Origin of the sequence: Kaistia nematophila (genome assembly GCF_026343855.1) — a bacterium.
GTDB lineage: Bacteria > Pseudomonadota > Alphaproteobacteria > Rhizobiales > Kaistiaceae > Kaistia > Kaistia nematophila.
Genome location: NZ_JAPKNK010000004.1, coordinates 382,310 through 397,947 on the forward strand (window position 1 = coordinate 382,310; position 15,638 = coordinate 397,947).

11 protein-coding genes and 1 pseudogene are annotated in these 15,638 nt (G+C 67.5%); 5 read left to right on the forward strand and 7 right to left on the reverse strand.

Annotated elements, in window-relative coordinates; translation table 11 throughout:
• The first annotated feature begins 108 nt into the window (after positions 1-108).
• Positions 109-678 (forward strand): GNAT family N-acetyltransferase, encoded by a 570-nt coding sequence (locus OSH07_RS12575; protein WP_266338999.1) that lies wholly within the window; start codon positions 109-111, stop codon positions 676-678.
• A 31-nt stretch (positions 679-709) separates the two neighbouring features.
• Entirely contained in the window at positions 710-1,054 is a 345-nt protein-coding gene (locus tag OSH07_RS12580; RefSeq protein WP_266339000.1) for a hypothetical protein, read from the forward strand.
• Between the two features lie 25 nt (positions 1,055-1,079).
• On the opposite strand, the gene OSH07_RS12585 is transcribed toward OSH07_RS12580, so the two are convergent.
• Entirely contained in the window at positions 1,080-1,463 is a 384-nt protein-coding gene (locus tag OSH07_RS12585; RefSeq protein ID WP_420909622.1) for a DUF2794 domain-containing protein, read from the reverse strand.
• A gap of 547 nt (positions 1,464-2,010) precedes the next feature.
• On the opposite strand from OSH07_RS12585, the gene htpG reads away from it, so the two are divergent.
• On the forward strand, positions 2,011-3,915 hold the full coding sequence (gene htpG / locus OSH07_RS12590) for a molecular chaperone HtpG (protein ID WP_266339001.1): 1,905 nt from the start codon (positions 2,011-2,013) through the stop codon (positions 3,913-3,915).
• A gap of 328 nt (positions 3,916-4,243) precedes the next feature.
• Here the strand turns inward: htpG and OSH07_RS12595 are convergent.
• Positions 4,244-4,897: pseudogene (locus OSH07_RS12595) on the reverse strand (DUF1223 domain-containing protein); the annotation flags it as partial.
• A gap of 217 nt (positions 4,898-5,114) precedes the next feature.
• Positions 5,115-7,805 (reverse strand): aconitate hydratase AcnA, encoded by a 2,691-nt coding sequence (gene acnA / locus OSH07_RS12600; RefSeq protein ID WP_266339003.1) that lies wholly within the window; start codon positions 7,803-7,805, stop codon positions 5,115-5,117.
• 294 nt (positions 7,806-8,099) lie between these two features.
• Between acnA and ccmA the strand changes: the two genes are divergently transcribed.
• Both ccmA and ccmB read left to right on the forward strand, forming a co-directional pair.
• Positions 8,100-8,720 carry a heme ABC exporter ATP-binding protein CcmA gene (gene ccmA / locus OSH07_RS12605; protein ID WP_266339004.1) on the forward strand — a complete coding sequence of 207 codons (621 nt, stop codon included), beginning with the start codon at positions 8,100-8,102 and terminating at the stop codon, positions 8,718-8,720.
• Entirely contained in the window at positions 8,717-9,388 is a 672-nt protein-coding gene (ccmB, locus tag OSH07_RS12610; protein WP_266339005.1) for a heme exporter protein CcmB, read from the forward strand. The genes ccmA and ccmB overlap by 4 nt, the downstream gene beginning before the upstream one ends.
• A 204-nt stretch (positions 9,389-9,592) precedes the next feature.
• Here the strand turns inward: ccmB and purH are convergent, their stop codons facing one another.
• The 4 genes from purH to htpX all read right to left on the reverse strand — a co-directional run bounded on the left by purH (position 9,593) and on the right by htpX (position 15,563).
• Entirely contained in the window at positions 9,593-11,209 is a 1,617-nt protein-coding gene (purH, locus tag OSH07_RS12615) for a bifunctional phosphoribosylaminoimidazolecarboxamide formyltransferase/IMP cyclohydrolase (protein ID WP_266339006.1), read from the reverse strand.
• A 69-nt stretch (positions 11,210-11,278) separates the two neighbouring features.
• On the reverse strand, positions 11,279-13,033 hold the full coding sequence (locus OSH07_RS12620) for a heparinase II/III family protein (RefSeq protein WP_266339007.1): 1,755 nt from the start codon (positions 13,031-13,033) through the stop codon (positions 11,279-11,281).
• 131 nt (positions 13,034-13,164) lie between these two features.
• Positions 13,165-14,571 (reverse strand): RsmB/NOP family class I SAM-dependent RNA methyltransferase, encoded by a 1,407-nt coding sequence (locus tag OSH07_RS12625; RefSeq protein WP_266339008.1) that lies wholly within the window; start codon positions 14,569-14,571, stop codon positions 13,165-13,167.
• Positions 14,568-15,563, reverse strand: coding sequence for a zinc metalloprotease HtpX (gene htpX, locus OSH07_RS12630; protein WP_266339009.1), 996 nt, complete (start codon positions 15,561-15,563; stop codon positions 14,568-14,570). Before htpX ends, OSH07_RS12625 begins: the two co-directional genes overlap by 4 nt.
• Positions 15,564-15,638: the final 75 nt, after the last annotated feature.

A 15,638-nucleotide genomic window follows, 5' to 3' on the forward strand; every position in this document is an offset into this window, starting at 1 on the left:
TAGCGAGGGCGCGGCCTAGGCCGCGCCCTTTTTTATTGCCGGCGCGCATTTTCGTTGCCAGCGCCCTTGCCGTCGCTATGGTCGCCCCGCTCAATGCGAGACAGCGCCATGCATGCCACGCCGGACCCCATCGAAATCCGCCCCGTCACCCTCGACGACCTCGCCGCCATCACGGCGATCTACGCGCATTCGGTGCTGCACGGCACGGCAAGCTTCGAGCTCGATCCGCCCGACCTCGACGAGATGCGACGGCGCCACGACGCGCTGCTCGCCGGCGGCCATCCCTATCTGGTCGCGACCGAGAGCAACGAGTTGCTCGGCTATGCCTATGCCGGCCCCTATCGCGCCCGGCCTGCCTACCGCCACACGGTCGAGGATTCGATCTATCTGAGCCCGGCCGCGCAGGGGCGCGGCGTCGGCCGCCGCCTGCTCGCGGCGCTGATCGAGGCCGCGACCGAGGCCGGCTTCCGCCAGATGGTCGGCGTCATCGGCGATTCCGGCCACCAGGCGTCGATCCGCCTGCACCGGGCGCTCGGCTTCCGCCTCGTCGGCATGTTCGAGAATGTCGGCTGGAAGCATGGCCGCTGGCTCGACAGCGTGCTGATGCAGCGCGCCCTCGGCGCCGGCAGCGACGCGCCGCCGGGCATCCCTTCTAGTGCCCCCGACCTTCAGATATAGCGAAGGGATATCAGATGAGAGGGAAGGTGCCGTGAAGCGCTTCGCCACTGCGTTAGGGATTATGCTGGCGGGAGCGGGCAACGCCCATGCGTTCTGCTCCGAGCCATACGGCCGTTTTTCCGCTCCGAGTGCACCCGGCAGGTTCGACCGTCCCGATGTGCCCTACTGCCTCTCCAGCTATAAATGGTCAGGGAAGCATGAGTGCGATAGCTGGGAAATCGATAGCTACAAGCGCGAGGTCGAGGAATATATCGAAAAGCTGAACTCGTTTGTCAGCGAGGCCAATGCGTTGTCGCAGCAAGCCAGCCGGTTCGCGCGAGAGGCATATGACTATGCGCGATGCGAGGCCGACGAGATCTCCAATCAGCACCAATAGACCCGCCAAGCCGATCTAGGACGGCTCAGCCCTGAACGAGCTTCAGCTTGGTATCCAGCACCGCCAGCACCTGCCGCAGGTCGTGGCCGCGCTTCATGATGTAGCCGCCCGCCGCGATCACCGCATAGGCGCCCTGGCGGTTCCGGAGCTCCGGATCCTTCACCACCTTGTAGAGCGGCATTTCGGATGAACGGCGGAAGATCGAGAACACCGCCTTGTCGCGCAGATGGTCGATCGCATAATCGCGCCATTCGCCGGCGGCGACCATGCGCCCATAGACGCGCAGGATCTCGTTCAGCTCCAGTCGGTTGAAAGCAATCAGGGGCGCGACCTTCGTCGCTTCCGGCGGTTTCAGCGTGACCAGCGTCGCGCTGCCGCCGGCCGACGCCTTCTCGTCACCTTCGCTCAATGGCGCCTCCTGTTACGAGCCGCTCCGTCATCGAAGCGTCATGATCGCTCCGATCGACACGACTGGCAAGGCTCGCGAACGATTCGGCCCGGAACGGCGGTCCGCCGGCATTCCGGAGCCGGCAAACGCGATTTCGCCGCAATCATCACGCCGCTTTGAAGTTAAGCCTAAAAATTCCTTTATTCCGCCCTTTTTCGGCCCGGCACCGGCCGCATTGGCCCGGCAATATCTCATCATCGCTTCGAACGGTCCGGCTTGGCCAAGGCTTCGGAATTTCTCAGCCCCCCAGCCCCCCGGGGTCCTCAGTCGAGCCGGACCACCTTCGAAGCAGACGTCGAATTGCATTCCCCCTCCCAAAAAGTCCCCTGAGGTCGGCCCCCGCCGGCCTTTTTCTTTGCCTGCGGGACGGGCGCGGCCCTCCGGTCTTGAATCTCCGCTGCCAACCGGCGATATCAGCGCCGCCGCGCCTGCGCCGGCCTGATGCCGATCGCGTTCCCCGCCTGCCGATGGCCCGTGGCGACGGGACGAAAATACCGGAGAGAGAAGCGTGTCTGAACAGAAGCCAGCCGCCGAAACCCGCACTTTCGAAGCCGAGGTCTCCCGCCTGCTGCACATGATGGTGCATTCGGTCTATTCGAATCGCGATGTCTTCCTGCGCGAACTGATCTCCAACGCCGCAGACGCCTGCGAGAAGCTGCGCACGCTCTCGCTGTCGGATCCGGCCATCGCCGAGGGCGGCGACGCCTTCCGGATCGTCATCGAGGCCGACAAGGAAGCGCCCAGCCTCGCCATCGCCGACAACGGCATCGGCATGGACCGGCAGGAGCTGATCGACAATCTCGGCACCATCGCCCAGTCCGGCACACGCGCCTTCCTCGAGCAGGCCGGCGAGGGCGCGAAGGGTTCGGCGCTGATCGGCCAGTTCGGCGTCGGCTTCTACTCCGCCTTCATGGTCGCCGACAGCGTCACCGTCCTCTCGCGCAAGGCCGGCTCGGACGAGGCCTGGCGCTGGCATTCCGACGGCAAGGGCGCCTACGAGATAGAGCCCGTCGACCTGGCCGAAGCGCCGGCGCGCGGCACGCGGATCGTGCTGCACCTGAACCCCGACAATGCCAGCTATGCCGAGACGGAGACAATCGAGCGCATCGTCACCGCCTATTCGGCGCATGTGCCGGTGCCGATCGTGCTGAAGCTCGCCGATGGCACCGAGGAGCAGCTCGCCGACGGCAGCGCGCTGTGGCGGAAGTCGAAGGCCTCGGTCACCGAGGAGGAATACAAGGACTTCTACGGCCATGTCGGCGGCCGCTTCGACGAGCCGGCCGTCACCATCCACTATCGCGCCGAGGGGCGGACGGAATATTCCGTGCTGCTCTTCGTGCCTTCGTCGCGGCCGTTCGACCTGTTCGAGCCGGAGCGGCAGGGCAAGGTGAAGCTCTACGTCCGCCGCGTCTTCATCACCGACGAGGCCGAGATCCTGCCGCCCTGGCTGCGCTTCGTGCGCGGCGTGATCGATTCGGAAGACCTGCCGCTCAATCTCTCGCGCGAGATGCTGCAGAAGAACCCGGTGATCGAGGCGATCGGCAAGGGCGTCACCAACCGCATCCTCGCCGACCTCGACAAGCTCGCGACCGACAATGCCGACAGCTTCGCCAAGGTCTGGGAATCCTTCGGCGCCGTGCTGAAGGAGGGCCTCTACGAGGCGCCCGACCGGCGCGACGGCCTGTTCAAGCTTGCCCGCTTCAAGACGACGACCGGCGGCGACGCCTGGCGCAGCCTCAACGACGTAGTCGCCGGCTTCCGGCCCAACCAGACGGCGATCTACTACGCGCTCGGCGACGATGCGGCGACCATCGCCGCCAGCCCGCATCTCGAGGGCTATGCCAAGCGCGGCGTCGAGGTGCTGGTGCTCGCCGACCCGGTCGACGCCTTCTGGGTGCGCACCGCGCTCGGCTTCGACGGCAAGCCGTTCCAGTCGGTAACGCAGGGCGCCGCCAGCGTCGACCTGATCCCGGTGCTGGAAGCGGAGGCCGCCAAGGACGCCGCCAGCGAGGACAAGCCCGCCTCCGAGGCGGCGCTCGCCGCGCTGACGCTGCGCCTCAAGCAGGCGCTCGGCGACAAGGTCGTCGAGGTGCGCGGCTCGAACCGGCTGGCGACCAGCCCGGCCTGCCTGGTGGCGCCGGAGTTCGGGCCCGACAGGCAGCTGGAAAAGATCCTGGCGAGCCGCGACGGGGCCGGCGGCCGCGCCGCGCAGATCCTCGAGCTCAATCCGGCCCATCCGCTGGTGGCCGGCCTCGCCGCCCAGGCGGCGGCGGGCGGAGCTGCTGCCGAGCGGGTCGACGCGGCCGCGCCGCTGATTTTCGGCCTGGCGCGCATTCTCGACGGCGAGGCGCCGGATGAGCCGGCCGCCTTCGCCAGGGCGCTTGCGGGCCTGATGGAAAAGACCATCGGCTGAAAGACGGGCACCGCGGTCCGGCCTTGCTGCCCCAATCGGGCGGAAAGACCGGGCCGTGACACCGCCAGGCCGGCGCTGCCGGGAGGGCAGATGATCGGCGCCGGACGCTATGCGGCCGGCGCGTGATCATGGTTATGGCAATGGCGATGGATTGGCCGGGCGGCGGTCGGGATCTCCCGGCCTCGCTGCGGCAGGGCTACCAGTCGGCGCCCTTTTCAGAAAACGCGGCTCCCAGGATCTGACCGGGCTCCCCGCGCTCGTTCTCGGCCTGCAGCAGTATGGCGCAGCCATCCGCATTGGCCTGGTGGTACTCGCTCATCGGCAGATCGACGTCGACCGCCTCGCCGCGCCACATGGCGATCGGGCGCAGCTTGGTGACGACATTGTAGTAGGCGAGCGTGCGGTCCTGATTTTCGCCGGTGCGGATCGGCACGTCGACATGGCGCTTATAGAGCGCCAGCCAGATCGTCGCCTTGCGCACACGGGGGATGGCCCGGTCCGCGGTCTGGCCAATCTTCACGCGGATCGCGTCGCCGGCCATCTCCATGGCGACGGGAACGGCCAGCGGCGGCTCCGACTTCAGCACCGCCTCGATCGCCGCCTTGTCGCTGCCGACGACGTGCTGCGTGCCGTTGACGATCATCTGCGGCGTATAGATCTGCCGGTCGCCGCGGGCATTGGCGTAGGATTTCTGGCGGGCGGTAAATTCGTGGCTGGCGAGCGTGTCCTTCCAGCCGAGATAGTCCCAGTAGTCGACGGGAAGCGACAGGGCGACGATGTCGTCGCGTTCGGCGAAGCCCTCCAGCACCTCGTCCGCCGGGGGACAGGAAGCGCAGCCCTGGCTGGTGAACAATTCCAGCACCGCGGAGATTTTCGGTTCGGTCTTTATCTCGCTGCCGGGCTCGCTGGCCCAAGCCGAGATAGCCGGGATGATGCCCAGGCCAATGGCCAAGACAATCCAAGTGGGTTTCGGAACGAACATGCCCGCAAACTTATCCTGATCGCCGAGACAACCGCACGCCGTGCGTGCCGTCGAAAAGCTAGATCCGGGATTGATCGTAAGCCATTCAATTAAGGGTGACCGGCTGTGAATCGGTACCGGTCATCCACAGCCTCTGTCCGGCTAAACCCGCGCGGCAATTAAAAAAATCGCCGCGCGGCAGAATCACGAAATTGTTCGTAACTCGATACTATTGGGCTCAGGCAACGAGCTTCCGGAGCACGAACTGCAGGATGCCGCCGTTCTTGAAGTAGTCGAGCTCGTCGAGCGTATCGATTCGGCAGAGCAGCGGAACGACCTTCCGGGTGCCGTCGGCGAAGGTGATTTCCGCGTCGAGCATCTGGCGCGGCTTCAGGTCGCCGGCGATGCCCTTGATCGTCACCGTCTCGTCGCCCTTGAGGCCGAGCGTCTGCCAGGAGGTGCCTTCCTCGAAGACGAGCGGCACGATGCCCATGCCGACCAGGTTCGAGCGATGAATGCGCTCGAAGGACTGGGCGACGACGGCGCGGATGCCGAGCAGCTTGGTGCCCTTGGCCGCCCAGTCGCGGGACGAGCCGGTGCCGTATTCCTTGCCGGCGAACACCACCAGCGGAACGCCCTCGGCCTTGTACTTCATCGCGGCATCATAGATCGGCATCTCGGTGCCGTCCGGCCAATGCTTGGTGAAGCCGCCTTCCTTGCCGCCCAGCATCTGGTTCTTGATGCGGATGTTGGCGAAGGTGCCGCGCATCATCACTTCATGGTTGCCGCGACGGGTGCCGTACTGGTTGAAGTCGGCCGGACGGACCTGGTGATCGCGCAGATAGCTGCCGGCGGGGCTGGCTTCCTTGATCGAACCGGCCGGCGAAATGTGGTCGGTGGTGATCGAATCGAGGAACAGGCCCATGACGCGGGCGCCGAGGATATCCGTCACGGCCTCGGGCTCGCGCTCCATGCCGACGAAATAGGGCGGGTTCTGCACATAGGTCGACTGGCCGTCCCAGGCATAGGTCTCGCCCTGCGGCACCGCGATCTTCTGCCAGTTGGCGTCGCCCTTGAAGACGTCGGCATACTTGGCCTGGAACATCTTCTTGGTGACGTTCTCGCGGATGAAGGTGGCGATCTCCTGGTTGGAGGGCCAGATGTCCTTCAGATAGACCGGCTGGCCGTTCGAGCCCGTGCCGAGCGGCTCGGTGGTCAGGTCGATCTGCAGCGAACCGGCCAGCGCATAGGCGACGACCAGCGGCGGCGAGGCGAGGTAGTTCGCCTTGACGTCCGGATTGACGCGGCCTTCGAAGTTGCGGTTGCCCGACAGCACGGCGGCGGCGACCAGGTCGCCCTGGTTGATGGCGACGGAGATGTCCTCCGGCAGCGGGCCGGAATTGCCGATGCAGGTGGTGCAGCCGAAGCCGACGAGGTTAAAGCCGAGGGCGTCGAGGTCCTTCTGCAGGTCGGCGGAGGCGAGGTATTCCTCGACCACCTGCGATCCCGGCGCCAGCGAGGTCTTCACCCACGGCTTCGACTTCAGGCCCTTGGCGACCGCGTTGCGGGCGAGCAGGCCGGCGGCGATCAGCACGCTCGGGTTCGAGGTGTTGGTGCAGGACGTGATGGCGGCGATCGTCACGTCGCCATGGCCGACCGTGTAGTCGGTGCCGGTGACGGCGACGCGCTTGTCGGCCTCGCCCGGCTTCTTGAACTCGCCCTCGAGCGAGGTGAGGAAGCCGGCCTTGGCGTCGGAGAGCAGCACGCGGTCCTGCGGGCGCTTCGGGCCGGCGAGCGACGGCAGCACCGAGGAGATGTCGAGCTCGAGCACGTCGGTGAAGACCGGATCGGCGAGGCCGGGCTCGCGCCACATGCCCTGCGCCTTCGAATAGGCCTCGACCAGCGCGATGCGCTCGGCCTTGCGGCCCGTCTCGTCGAGATAGGCGATGGTCTCGCCGTCGACCGGGAAGAAGCCGCAGGTGGCGCCATATTCCGGCGCCATGTTGCCGATGGTGGCGCGGTCGGCGAGCGACAGGTGCTCGAGGCCGGGGCCGAAGAACTCGACGAACTTGCCGACGACGCCCTTCTTGCGCAGCATCTGCGTGACGGTCAGCACGAGGTCGGTGGCGGTGATGCCCTCATTCAGCTTGCCGGTCAGCTTGAAGCCGATCACTTCCGGGATCAGCATCGAGACGGGCTGGCCGAGCATCGCGGCCTCGGCCTCGATGCCGCCGACGCCCCAGCCGAGCACGCCGAGGCCGTTCACCATGGTGGTGTGGCTATCGGTGCCGACGCAGGTGTCGGGATAGGCTACGGTCTCGCCGTTCTCGGTCTTGGTCCAGACGGTCTGGGCCAGGTATTCGAGATTGACCTGGTGGCAGATGCCGGTGCCCGGCGGCACGACGCGGAAATTGTCGAAGGCCGACTGGCCCCACTTCAGGAAGCGGTAACGCTCCTGGTTCTGCTTATATTCCTCGTCGACGTTCTTGCCGAACGCCTGGGCGTTGCCGAAGAAGTTGACGATGACGGAATGGTCGATGACGAGATCGACGGGCACCAGCGGGTTGATGCGCTTCGGGTCGCCGCCGAGATTGACCATCGCGTCGCGCATGGCGGCGAGGTCGACCACGGCCGGAACGCCGGTGAAGTCCTGCATCAGCACGCGAGCCGGGCGATAAGCGATCTCGCGCTCATCCTTGCCGCGCGACACCAGCCAGTCCTTGACGGCGATGATGTCCTGCTTGGTGACGGTGCGGCCGTCTTCGTTACGGAGCAGGTTCTCGAGCAGAACCTTCAGCGAGAAAGGCAGGCTGGAGATGCCGGGAAGCCCGTTCTGCTCCGCGTCCTTCAGGCTGAAATAGACATAGCTTTCCGCGCCGACCTGGAGAATCTTGCGGGATTTAAAGCTGTCGGGATGCTCGTTGCTCACGATACGGATCGTCCTCGTTTCTGTCGCGGAAACGCATGGCCGAAGTCGATGCACGAAGCGTGCCCGACCCGGTCAGGCGCACCCAAGGTGGCGGCGGAGTTTCGCTCGGCACGCGGTCCATCCCTGGGGTGGTGACGCAGGTCCTGACCGCGGCGCGACCGGCGCGCCGGGTTGCAGGCCTTATAATGAATTTCGTAAGGAGAAGCCAGATCAACGAAAGTCGCCGCGCTTGGAATCTTTCAAAGCTGCTCAAACGCAATCGGACGCGGCGTCACCTCGGGGCGGGATCCGCGCATGAACCGCGCCGCTAACCGGTTATCCGCGACGGATCTTGCCGTAAGTCGTGGCGGGCGCGCCATTTTCGCGCAGATCAGCTTCATGATCGGCGCAGGCGAGCTGCTCGCCGTCACCGGCGCCAACGGAGCCGGCAAATCAACACTGCTGCGCGCCGTCGCCGGCCTGCTGCCGCTCGCGGCCGGCAGCCTCCGCTTCGATGCCGCTCGCGAAAGCGACGCCGGCATCAGCGAAAATGCTCATTATTTCGGCCATTTGGACGGGCTGAAGCCGGCGCTCAGCGTGCGCGACAACCTGGCGCTGTGGACCCGCGTCGCCGGCGAGCCGGGCCTTCCGGCGCTGGAAGCGCTCGAACAGGTAGAACTCGATCACCTCGACGATCTGCCAGCCGGCTATCTTTCCGCCGGCCAAAGGCGGCGCGCCAGCCTCGCCCGCCTGCTCGTCGTGCGCCGCCCGATCTGGCTGCTCGACGAACCGACCTCCGCGCTCGATGCCCGCTCCGAGGCGACCTTCGGGGAATTGCTGGCCGGGCATCTCGCCGGCGGCGGGCTGGCCCTGGCCGCGACACATCGTCCCCTCCCCGTCGCAAGCTCGGCGACGCTCGCTCTCGGTGCCGCATGACCGGCTTCTTCTTCGGCCTGATCGGACGGACGGTGCGCCTGTCGCTCGGCGCCGGCGGCGGCGCCTTCATCGGTCTGATCTTCTTCCTGTCGGTGGTCGCCGTCGTGCCGTTCGGCGTCGGACCCGACATGAAGCTGCTCGCCCGCATCGGCCCGGCCATGCTCTGGATCGCCGCCCTGCTCGCCACCCTGCTCGGCCTCGACCGGCTGTTCCAGGACGACCGCGACGACGGCAGCCTCGACCAGTTCATCCTCTCCGGCCTGCCGCTCGAACTGGTCGTGCTCGCCAAGGCGATCGGTCACTGGCTGGCGACCGGCCTGCCGCTGGTGCTCGGCGCGCCGGTCTTCGGCCTGATCCTCGGCATGGACGGGCGGGCGATCGGGCTCGTCACGCTGACGCTTTTGATCGGCACGCCGGCGCTGATCTTCATCGGCGCGATCGGCGCCGCCTTGATCACGGCGCTGCGCCGGGGCGGCCTGCTGGTCGCCATCCTGGTGCTGCCCTTCACCATTCCGGTGCTGATCTTCGGCGTCAGCACCATCACCGCCGCGACGACGGTCGGCATGCCGGTCCTGAACCCGATGCTGATCCTGATCGCGCTGACGATGGCGAGCGCGGTGATCGGGCCGGTCGCCGGCGCCGCGGCGCTCAGGGCCGGGATGGAGTAGTCAGCTCGCGGACGAGAGAGCTTCACCTCTCCCTCAGGGAGAGGTGAAGAAGGGAGCTCGGTTCCAAAGGCAGATCCGGCCGGAAAGCCCTCGCCCGCTCGCGGGAGAGGGTTGGGTGAGGGCCTTGCTTCCCTTTCAAATCCCCCAAAACAAAAAAGCGCGGCCCGGAGGCCGCGCTTCATCGATGCAGAAGCCACGAACCGCTCAGTGGCGGAAGTGGCGCATGCCGGTGAAGACCATGGCGAGGCCGGCCGCGTCGGCGGCGGCGATCACCTCATCGTCGCGCATCGAGCCGCCGGGCTGGATCACGGCCGTCGCGCCCGCCTCGGCCGCCGCCAGCAGGCCATCGGCGAACGGGAAGAACGCGTCGGAAGCGACGACCGAACCCTTGGCGAGCGTCTCCGGCAATCCCGCCGTGCGGGCGGCGTCGGCAGCCTTCTTGGCCGCGATGGTCGATGAATCGACGCGGCTCATCTGGCCGGCGCCGACGCCGACCGTGGCGCCGTCCTTCACATAGACAATGGCGTTCGACTTGACGTGCTTGGCGACGCGGAAGGCGAAGAGAAGGTCGTCCAGCTCGGCGTCCGAGGGCGCGCGCCTGGTCACGACCTTCAGATCGGCCTTGCTGACCCGGCCGGCGTCGCGGTCCTGCACCAGCAGGCCGCCGGCGACCGTCTTGACCGTCGTGCCCCTGGCGGCCGGGTCCGGCAGGCCTCCGGTGACAAGCAGGCGCAGATTCTTCTTCGCCGCGACGATGGCGACTGCCTCGTCGGTGGCATCCGGGGCGATGATCACCTCGGTGAAGATCTCGACGATCTTCTTCGCCGCCTCGGCGTCGAGCGTGCGGTTCAGCGCGACGATGCCGCCAAAAGCCGAGACCGGATCGCAGCGCAGCGCCTTGTCATAGGCCTCGGCCAGCGTCGCGCCCGTCGCCACGCCGCAGGGATTGGCGTGCTTGATGATGGCGACCGCCGCCGTCTCGGCGGGATCGAACTCGGCGACCAGCTCGAAAGCGGCGTCGGTGTCGTTGATGTTGTTGTAGGAGAGCTGCTTGCCCTGCAGCTGCTTCGCCGTCGAGACGCCGGGGCGCACCTCGCCCGTGGCATAGAACGCCGCCTCCTGGTGCGGGTTCTCGCCATAGCGCATGACCTCGCGGAGCGAACCGCCGAACGAGCGCCAGGCCGGCGCCGGCTCTTCCAGCACGCGGGCGAACCAGCCGGAGACGGCCGCGTCATAGGCCGCCGTGCGGGCGAACGCCTTGCCGGCGAGGCGCTTGCGGAAGGCGAGCGGCGTCGAGCCGGCATTCGCGTCCAGCGTCTCCAGCACCGAGGCATAGTCTGCGGGATCGACGACGATCGAGACGAAGCCATGGTTCTTGGCCGCGGCGCGCGTCATAGCAGGGCCGCCGATATCGATGTTCTCGACGGCGGTTGCGTAGTCTTCCGTCGCGGCGATCGTCTTCTCGAACGGATAGAGGTTGACCGCGACGAGGTCGAAACCCTCGATGCCGTGCTCTTCCATCTCGGCCGCGTGGACGGGATCGTTGCGGATGCCGAGCAGGCCGCCATGGATCTTCGGATGCAGCGTCTTGACCCGGCCGCCGAGGATCTCGGGGAAGCCGATGACGTCGGCGACATTGGTCGCCGGCAGGCCGGCGTCGATCAGCGCCTTGCAGGTCGAGCCGGTGGCGACGAGGGCGACACCGCGCTCATGCAGCGCCCGGGCGAAGTCGATCAGCCCGGTTGAGTCCGACACCGAAAAGAGCGCGCGCTTCATCGGAACGAGTTCGGGAAGGGCGACCTTTGACGGCGGTACGGCCATGGCATCCTCGCGGGTTCGATAAGTGAAGGCCCGCGCGATACCACGTTTTTTCTGGGGACGCAGCCCGCTTTACGCACCGAGCGGCAGATCGTCGCCGGGATCGTCATGATGGCGCTGGCGACCGCCCGGCTCGACGACGCGGTGCAAAGTCCATTCGATCGAATCCTGATGCAGCGCGCGGCCATAGACGACGATCTGCTCGGTGCGCCGGCTGCCGCGGATGTCGGAAAGGCGGATGCTCTCCTCGAGCAGTACTTCCAGCCCCTGCGTGTCGAACTGCCAGGCCGAACCGTCGGGCAGCGCCAGGAAGACGCCATGGCCGTGGTTGATCCGGGTCGCCTCGACGGAAGGATGCAGATGCAGGCGCAGCGCGAAGGCGTCGCGACCGCCGCGCTTGCCGCTCGGCGCCGTGAAGGAATCGACGCCGTCGAGCCTGTCGCCATAGGCCGACAATACCAGCTGGCGCTCATGGCGGATGCCGAAGCGAGAGAGATAGCCGTCATGCGACGCGCTCAGCACCGTCTCGTTGCGATGGTCCTGGCGCTGGACCTCCACGCGCGTCGGGCCGGAAAGGATGGCCTCGCCCAGCTTGTCGGCGAGATAGGTGCCGGTCAGGAAACGGCAGGACGAGGAATCGTTCAGCGTCACGGTCGAATGCGCCGCCGTGGTGCGCGCCATGCGCCGCAGCGCCGTAGCGCCCGGACCGGGCACGCCGCAATTGACGATGAGCGGCTGGCGGCCGGCGCTCATCTCGAAGGAGAGGCAGCCCGCATGCGCGTCGAGCGACAGCACCGGCTCCGGCGGCGGGCCGGTGTCGACCAGCACGACCGTGTCGCCGCCCTCGAGCCGCTGGTAGCCGACATAGGGCGCATTCTTCGACGGGTTGCCGCGCGCGTCGTCATAGGCGAGCACGGTGGCGAGCAGGCCGAGCTGCGTCTCGCCCATGCCGTTGAAGCGGGCGAAGGAGCCGTCGCCGTGCCGGAAGAAGCGCAGCATCGGCATCATCCGGTCGATCGCGCCGAGCAGCACGGCGGAAGGCTGCTGGCCGCGCGCGGTGAACGCCTGCCGCAGCGGCAGAAGGTCGACGAGGATTTCCAGCATGGTGCCGGGATTGCGGCCGACATGGCCGCCATCCGGCAGGATCTGCTTCGCCAGTTCCTGGTCGAGCCAGCGCGACGCCTGGCGCACCAGGCGCGGCTGATCGGACAGCGACAGGCCGGCGGCGGCGAGCGCCATCATCACCCGCAGCCGCGGCAGGCCGGGCCGCACGTCGCGCGCAACGCGGCGCAGATGCCGCACCTGCTTGGTGAGCGAGCGCATGAAGCGGCGGTAGAAGCCGTGGTCGCAGCCTTCCAGCACCAGCGGCGTCTGCGCCAGCCAGGACAGGATCCGGCGCGCCATGACGTCGGGATCGCGGGCGACCGGATCATGGCTCTTCTGGAACTTGATCCATTCGTCGAGCAGCGCGCGGGCGTTGGAGCGCGAGACGGCGAGGTCGGAGGCGCGCAAATGGCGCAGCCAGCCGAAGCCGTGCAGCCGCTCGGCCCAGGCGCGAGACGGCGCCTCGATCTCGAACACGGAGAAGCCGGTGACATCGACCACCTCGCCGGCGAAGACGAAGCGGCCGGCATAGATGTCGTTGGCGATGGTCGGGTCGGCGGTTCGAAGGTCGGTCGGCGCGATCAGCAGCCGCTCCGGCACCTGGCCCGAATATTTCCACCGATAGAGGGGGCTGGCATGGAACGCATAGCGCACCCGGCGCCATGCGGACGCGAGCGCGAAGCGGACGAGCCGACCCCGACCGGATCCTGCTCCGAGCGCCATACTCTCTCGCTCCCTCATCTACTGCTGAATTCGTGCTGACCGGATTTTCGAAGGCTCGAAACGAATCAGTCGGCCGGCGATTCGAGCAATCTAATTGCGGATTCGCACAAATTGAAACCGTTCCCGGCGCCCTAAGGGCGCCGGAAGCGGACGGCAAAGAAGCCGTCGAGGCCGGAAAGCCGCGGCTCCGCATGGGGAAGGTCCGACGGCAGGGTGCGCAGAAAGCCGTCGCGACAAATCGCGTCGACGCCGCCGACCTCTTCCGGCCGGACCGGCTCCAAAACCAACGGTAGGCTTGCCAGTGCCTGCGCAACCTGATCCTCGCCCTCGGCCCGCTCGAGCGAACAGGTGCAATAGACCAGCGTCCCGCCCGGCTTCAGCATGGCGGCGGCGCGCGCCAGCAGCGACGCCTGCAATGCGGCGAGCGTGTCGATGTCGGACGGTCGCTTCAGCACGGCGACGTCGGGATGGCGGCGGATCGTGCCGGTCGCGGAGCAGGGCGCATCGAGCAGGATGGCGTCGAACAGACGGTCCGGCTGCCAGCTCGCGACGTCGGCGGCGACGGTTTCGGCCTCCAGCCCGAGGCGGCCGAGATTCTCGCGAACGCGCAGCAGGCGCGCCTCGTTGACATCCACCGCCGTCACCCGGGCGCCGGCCACGGCGAGCTGCGCCGTCTTGCCACCCGGAGCCGCGCAGAGGTCGGCGACGTCAAGCCCGTCGACCTTGCCGAGCAGCTTCGCCGGGAGCGCGGCGGCGGCGTCCTGCACCCACCACTCGCCCTCGCCGAAGCCCGGCAGTGCGTCAATCGGTCCGTGCGCAATCAGCCGGACGCTGCCGGTCGGCAACACGATGCCGCCGAGCTTCTCCGCCCAGCCGGCCGGATCGGACTTTACCGAAAGGTCCAGCGACGGCTCCAGCAGATGGGCCGCCGCGATCGCCGTCGTGGTGGCGGCGCCGTAGTCCATCACCCAGCGCTCATAGAGCCAGTCGGGCGTATTCAGGCGAACCTCGTCCTGCGCGGCGAGGATGGCGTCGCGCTGCTCGGTCAGCCGCCGCAGCACGGCGTTGACGAGCCCCTTGAAATGACGCGCGTCGCGATCCGCCTCGGCGGTGTCGACGGCGATCGAGACGGCGGCGTGGTCGGGGACATCCATGAACAGGATCTGCGCCGCGGCGACATGCAGGATCGCCGGCAGCGGACCCGACTTGCGCGGCAGCGCCTTGTCGAGGAAGCGGCCGAGCGCATCCTCGATCTGGCCGCGCCGGCGCAGCGAAATGCCGAGAATGGCGCGGGCCAGGCCGCGCTCGCGCGGATCGAGCGTCTCGAACGGACCGTCGGTGGCGTCGATCGCGCTATCGAGGGCGCGATGATCGGCGAGCACCGCCATCAGCGCCGTGGTCGCGGCAAGGCGGGCGGCGACGCCGGGAGCGAGTCGCGGCTTGCGCGACGCGTTGCGGGCGGGACGGTTGCCGGCGGACGGCTTGCCGGTGGATGACTTGCCTGCCGACGGCTTGCCGGACTTCGACTTCTGGCTCAACCCCACGGCCCCCTGCCGGAGGAACCGGAGCCCGGATTGGCGCCGCCCCAGGGACCGCGCGGCTCCGCCGCGGCGGGCCGGCCGGAGCGGAAGCCGCCCGGCAGGTCGACACGGGCAGCCGGCCGCGCGCCGCCGCCGGAGCCGCCGCGCTCCGCCTCCAAGGCCATGAGGGCGGCGATCCGGTTTTCCGTGTCCGGATGAGTCGAGAAGAGATTGTCCATGCGCTGCCCGGATAGGGGATTGATGATGAAGAGATGCGCGGAGGCGGGATTCGCCTCGGCCGCCTCGTTGGGGATCTCGTGCGCCCCGCGCGCGATCTTGGCAAGGGCGCTCGCGAGCGAACGCGGCGAACCACAGATTTCGGCGCCGAGGCGATCGGCCGAATATTCGCGCGTCCGGCTGACCGCCATCTGCACCAGCATGGCCGCCATCGGGGCGACGATCATCATGACGATCGTCCCGATCATGCCGATGCCGCCGCCTTCCCGGTTGCGATTGCCGCTGAACAGGAACGCGAAGTTCGCCAGCATCGAGATGGCGCCGGCCAGCGTCGCCGTGATCGTCATGGTCAGCGTGTCGTGGTTCTTCACATGCGCCAGCTCATGCGCCATCACGCCGGCGATCTCGTCGCGCGTCAGCACCTGCAGCAGCCCGCTCGAGGCCGCGACGGCCGCGTTCTGCGGGTTGCGGCCGGTGGCGAAGGCGTTGGGCTGGGCGGAATCGATGACATAGACCTTCGGCATGGGGAGATCGGCGCGCTGCGCCAGCTGCCGGACGATGCCGTAGTACTCCGGCGCGCTGCGTTCGTCGACCTCGTGGGCGCCGTACATCGACAGCACCATCTTGTCGGAATTCCAGTAGCTGAAGATGTTCATGCCGGCGGCGATGACGAACGCGATCATCATGCCGCTCGATCCGCCGATCAGGTAGCCGACGCCCATGAACAGGGCGGTCAGGGCCGCGATCAGCATGGCGGTGCGCATGACGTTCATCGATCACTCCCGATTGGCCGCGATGGCCGGGCGCGTTGCGGCGGCCGGCGGGTTCGACCTATATGATGGGAGGGT

Excerpts from the sequence above, each read along its gene's own strand:
- ccmB (WP_266339005.1), top strand. The coding sequence starts at position 8,717 with ATGACCGGCTTCTTCTTCGGCCTGATCGGACGGACGGTGCGCCTGTCG.
- OSH07_RS12575 (WP_266338999.1), top strand. The coding sequence starts at position 109 with ATGCATGCCACGCCGGACCCCATCGAAATCCGCCCCGTCACCCTCGAC.
- ccmA (WP_266339004.1), top strand. The coding sequence starts at position 8,100 with ATGAACCGCGCCGCTAACCGGTTATCCGCGACGGATCTTGCCGTAAGT.
- htpX (WP_266339009.1), bottom strand. The coding sequence starts at position 15,563 with ATGAACGTCATGCGCACCGCCATGCTGATCGCGGCCCTGACCGCCCTG.
- purH (WP_266339006.1), bottom strand. The coding sequence starts at position 11,209 with ATGGCCGTACCGCCGTCAAAGGTCGCCCTTCCCGAACTCGTTCCGATG.
- OSH07_RS12620 (WP_266339007.1), bottom strand. The coding sequence starts at position 13,033 with ATGGCGCTCGGAGCAGGATCCGGTCGGGGTCGGCTCGTCCGCTTCGCG.